A 4,058-nucleotide genomic window follows, 5' to 3' on the forward strand; every position below is an offset into this window, starting at 1 on the left:
CCGGCCCCGATGAGTCCGAGCGAGGCCAGCCCCAGGGCCCCTGCCATGGCGAGCTTGCGAGTCGTCATTTCTGGTTTCTCCCCTTCAAGTCTTCGACCAGCCGGCGGTCGCCGCTGGCGCCGATATCGGCAGAGACGAGACTGCGGCGAGGGGATGGGCCGGGTCGTCATCAGATTTGTGGAGATCCACCATTTGCATGAGTTGCGCCTCACCCCGCCATGACAGGCTCCCGTCCGACGCGACGGGGGAAGGCAACCCGTCGCGTCGGGGACAAGGACACCGGGGCTGACGGAGGGGACGCATGGGGAACGTCGTGCAGGCTGCGCAGGAGCCGGCGGAGCAGGGCGAGGCAATGGTGGGGACCGGCGCCTCAGCCCCTCCGCTGGTTGCCGTGGTGGAGGACAGCGTGATCCTGGCGGAGACACTGTGTGCCGCGCTGGAGGCCGAGGGCCTCCCTGCCACGGCCGTGCCGGTCACCGAGCCCGGGGACCTGTTGCCGCGGATCACCGCTCTGCCCGCTCGACTGGTGCTCCTCGACCTGGACCTCGGGCCTGGTGGCGACGGCGTGCAGCTGGTCGAGCCGTTGGTGGCAGCGGGGCGCACCGTCCTGGTCCTGACCGGCAGCGCCGACCCCATGAGGATTGCCGCCGCTCTGGAGCGCGGGGCGATCGGACACCTGGTGAAGGGCACCGGGTTCGAGCAGGTGCTCGGGACAACCCTGCGTGCACTGGAGGCCACCGGGCCACTCGACCCCGCTGTCCGCACGTCGCTGCTGTGCGAGCTGGCCCGGACCCGGCGGCGCAGGGAGGAGGAGCTTGCTCCCTTCCGGCAGCTGACCGAGCGCGAGACCGAGGTGCTCGTCGCGATGGGCCATGGCCGCTCGGCGCAGCAGATCGCCGCCACCTGGGTGGTGGCCGAGGCGACCGTCCGCACCCACATCCGCGGCGTGCTCACCAAGCTCGGCGTCCGCTCCCAGCTCGAGGCAGCGGCCGCCGCATGGCGGGCGGGGGTGATGCCGCCTCTGGGGGCGGCCCAGTGAGCTCGACTAGCGCGTGGCGCGGCGGGTCAGTCCATCCGCGCCTCCCCCGCGTGGCCACCTTGTGCCAGCGCGACGGCTACCTCGCCGGCGACCTGTGCGTTGCCGAGCACCAGATCGATGTTGGCCTGCACGCTCACGCCGTGCGTGTGCTCGTGGAACCAAGCGAGCAGGAACGGCGTGACGTCCTTGCCGGTGATCCCTTGTGCCGCAAGGGCTTTCAGACCGGACGCCAGCGTCGCGTCGTGCAGGTCGCGCGGCATCTCCTTGCCGTCCGGGATCGGGTTGGCCACGACCAGGGCCTGGGGCAGCCCCAGCCCGTCCCGGGCGCGCAGCACCGCCGCGACCTCGTCCGCGGACCGCGCGACCCAGGGCACGGCATACCCGCTGTCCTGGATGTAGAAGCCGGGGAAGCGTGAGGTGCCGTAGCCGACGAGCTCCACCGACAGCGTCTCCAGCCGCTCCAGCGTCGCCCCGACGTCGAGGATCGACTTCACGCCGGCGCAGACCAGCGCGATGGGCACCGAGGCCAGCGCCGGCAGGTCGGCCGACTCGTCGAAGCTGTGCGCGGCGCCGCGGTGCACCCCGCCCAGGCCACCGGTCGCGAACACCCGGATGCCCGCCCGGTGGGCCAGGTAGGCCGTGGACGCCACCGTGGTCGCGCCGGTCAGGCCGGCGGCGCAGACGTTGCCCAGGTCGCGGATGCTCGACTTGACCACGACCGGGTCGGTGGCGACCCGCTCGAGCCTCGCGTCGTCGAGCCCGATGCGGACCTGACCGTCGACCACCGCGATGGTGGCCGGCACCGCACCCGACCCGCGGACCGCGTCCTCGATCCGGCGAGCGACGCGCGCGCTGGACTCCGTGGGCAGGCCATGGCTGATGATCGTGGACTCCAGGGCGACGACACCCCGGCCGTCCTCGAGCGCAGAGCGGACCTCGTCAGCAATGATCACGGCAGCACCCTAAGCACCCGGGAGGTCTGCATGCCCGTTGTCGTCTGTGTCGCCGGCGACGTGATGCTGGACATCATCGTGGCCACCGACCACGCGCTGCGCGAGGACGACGACACCCCGGCCCGGATCTCGCTGTCGGCCGGTGGGCAGGCCGCCAACGTCGCCGCCTGGGTGCGCCATCTCGGCGGTGAGGCCCGGTTGTTCGGCCCCCGCACCACCGGAGCGGTCGGCACGATGCTCGACGAGCAGCTGCGGCAGCGCGGGATCAGCCTGCACGGCCGGCCGCGGGACGCCGACGCCGGTGCGGTGGTGTCGCTGACCACCCAGGGCCACCGCACCCTGGCCTCCGACCCCGGGGACCTGTCGTGGATCGACGCGTCGCTGGCGGACCCCGCCTGGCTGGCCGGGGCGGACTGGCTGCACCTGTCGGGCTACCTGCTGCTGCGTGCGCCGGACCCCGACGTCCTCGTCGCCGCGGCGCACGAGGCCCACGTCCGGGGCCTTCGGGTGGGGGTCGACCTGGCATCCGCGGGGATGGTCACGAGCTTTGGCGTGCAACGGTTCTGGACGCTGGTGCAGGACCTGCGCCCCGAGGTGGTGTTCGGCAACGAGGCCGAGTGGCAGGTCCTCGGCGTGGAGCCCGCCTCGCTGGCGGACGTCGACTGCGAGGCCGTGGTCAAGCGCGGTGACCGCGGGTCGGGGTTCTTCGACGGCGGCATCCACCACGAGCACGTGCCCGTGCCGGGGCCGGTCGTCGACGTCACCGGGGCCGGTGACGCCCTCGCCGCCGGCTACCTCGTGGACGGCCCCGACGCGGCGATGCGGGCGGCGGCCGAGTGCATCGCCCACCAGGGGGCGCAGCCGCCGGCCCGCTGACCGCGACGGTCAGTCGCGGGAGAGTCGCGCCACCCGGCCGTGCTCGCCGGAGGACCAGCAGGCGCCGTCGACCGCGCACTCGACGCTGTCGAGGCTGCCGGCGTCGAACGCCGTCCACGAGCGCCCGCCGTCGACCGAGACGTCGGAGCCGGTCGGGCCGACCGCCAGGGCGGTCTCGTGGGTCCCGTGCACCCATGCGGAGCCGGAGCGGTAGCCACCGGGGGAGCGGCCGGTCGCGGCGTGCCAGCTGTGCCCGCCGTCGGTGGTCCAGGCGGCGTTGTCGCTCGCCCCGGTCGGGTCGGTGAAGTCGCCACCCACCACCACGCCGCGGCGCGCGTCGCGGAACCGCACCGAGAAGATCCCGCCGGCCTCCGCGCCGGCGACGGGCGTGCCGGTCACCGACCACGTGGTGCCGCCGTCGTGGCTGCTGAACACCCGCGCCGGGTCGACCCCGCCCGTGGCGAGCCACGCCTGGTGGCCCGGCCCGGCCGTCAGGCAGGTGCCGCTCGCGGCGAACCCGAACTCGCCGGGCTCGGCCGCCGGCATGCCCGCCGGGTCGACCAGCGACCACGAGTGGCCGCCGTCCCGGGTCCGGACCAGCCGGAACTTCCCGTCCACCGGGTCGCTCACGGCCAGGCCGTTGCGGTGGTCGAAGAACGCCATGCAGTCGTAGAACGCCCGCGCATCGGTGTTGCGGAACGACTCGGCCCACGAGCGCCCGCCGTCGTCGGTCACGTAGACCCGGCTGTCCTCGCCCTCGCCGATCGACAGGGCCACCGCGTGCCGGGCTGAGGTCGCCTCGATGTCGCGGAACTGCAGCGCCTCGGTGCCTGCCGGGCCGACCGACTCCCACGAGCGGCCGCCATCGGTGGTGCGCAGGACCGTGCCACCCGTGCCGCTCGCCCAGGCGACCTCGCGCGACACCGCGGACAGCCCGCGCAGCCGGGCGTCGCTGCCTGTGGGGGAGTCCACCCACCGGTATGCCGGGTGCTCACCGCCGTGCCGCGGCGTGCCACCCGGGTCGTGTCCGGGCGCGGCGGCGTTCGTGCCGAGCATGCTTCCCCCGATCATCAGGGCTGCCGTCATCAGGGACCCCGTCCCCGCCAGAAGCGTCATGGCGGGAATCTAGGGCGGATCGGGCAGGTCGGACTTTCGAGACGTCGACGGGGCGGGCTCCTGCGAGGGAGCCC

At 73.8% G+C, this 4,058-nt stretch carries 4 protein-coding genes; 2 read left to right on the plus strand and 2 right to left on the minus strand.

The window, feature by feature from the left end; genetic code table 11:
* Positions 1–301 precede the first annotated feature (301 nt).
* Entirely contained in the window at positions 302–1,039 is a 738-nt protein-coding gene (locus ACXVGS_RS18810; protein WP_458528011.1) for a LuxR C-terminal-related transcriptional regulator, read from the plus strand.
* Positions 1,040–1,065: 26 nt separating this feature from the next.
* Here ACXVGS_RS18810 and ACXVGS_RS18815 read toward each other — a convergent pair whose 3' ends face one another.
* Positions 1,066–1,992: a pseudouridine-5'-phosphate glycosidase gene (locus tag ACXVGS_RS18815; protein WP_458528012.1), complete on the minus strand. Its 927-nt coding sequence runs from the start codon at positions 1,990–1,992 to the stop codon at positions 1,066–1,068.
* A gap of 30 nt (positions 1,993–2,022) precedes the next feature.
* Here ACXVGS_RS18815 and ACXVGS_RS18820 point away from each other — a divergent pair, with 30 nt between their 5' ends.
* On the plus strand, positions 2,023–2,868 hold the full coding sequence (locus tag ACXVGS_RS18820) for a carbohydrate kinase family protein (RefSeq protein WP_458528013.1): 846 nt from the start codon (positions 2,023–2,025) through the stop codon (positions 2,866–2,868).
* Between the two features lie 9 nt (positions 2,869–2,877).
* On the opposite strand, the gene ACXVGS_RS18825 is transcribed toward ACXVGS_RS18820, so the two are convergent.
* Positions 2,878–3,984 (minus strand): WD40/YVTN/BNR-like repeat-containing protein, encoded by a 1,107-nt coding sequence (locus tag ACXVGS_RS18825; protein ID WP_458528014.1) that lies wholly within the window; start codon positions 3,982–3,984, stop codon positions 2,878–2,880.
* Positions 3,985–4,058: the final 74 nt, after the last annotated feature.

Source organism: Oryzihumus sp. (assembly GCF_054325275.1).